The 575-nt window shown below is 74.3% G+C and carries 1 protein-coding gene; it reads left to right on the top strand.

The window, feature by feature from the left end; all coding sequences use genetic code 11:
* The coding region (locus I6F37_RS38520; RefSeq protein ID WP_225154146.1) for an ATP-binding cassette domain-containing protein at positions 1-575 on the top strand (575 nt) is incomplete at both ends.

Raw genomic sequence — 575 nt, 5'->3', positions numbered from 1 at the left:
GTCATCGCATGGCTGGAGGACCGCCTGGCCGGCCACCGCGGCGGGCTGGTGATGGTCAGCCACGATCGGCACGTGCTCGACCGCGTGACCACCCGCATCCTCGAGCTCGATCGGGGCAAGGCCTACCTCCACGAGGGTGGCTACGCCTCGTACCTGGAGGGCAAGGCGGAGCGGGCCGAGCGGGCGGCCGGCGCCGAGGCCGTCCGCAAGAACCTGGCCCGCACCGAGCTGGCCTGGCTCCGCCGTGGCGCGCCGGCCCGGACGAGCAAGCCGAAGGCCCGGATCGAGTCCGCCACCGCCATCGTGCAGGGCCGCGCCGAGGCCGCGGCCCGTTCGAGCGACGACCTGCCCCTGCACTTCGGCACCCCTCGCCTCGGCGACCAGGTGATCGAGGCCCACGGTGTCGGCCACCGGTTCGGCGACGGGCCGTGGCTGTTCCGCGACGTCGACCTCATGCTCGACAACCGCGAGCGGCTCGGCATCGTCGGCCCGAACGGCGCCGGGAAGTCGACGTTGCTGCAGATCCTGGCCGGGCGGTTGGAGCCGGCCGAGGGCCGCGTCGTCCACGGCAGCAC

Source organism: Bradyrhizobium sp. NBAIM08 (genome assembly GCF_020193935.1).
GTDB lineage: Bacteria > Pseudomonadota > Alphaproteobacteria > Rhizobiales > Xanthobacteraceae > Bradyrhizobium > Bradyrhizobium yuanmingense.
Note: the sequence above shows the minus strand (reverse complement) of the source record. Positions and strands in the feature narration are given on the sequence as shown.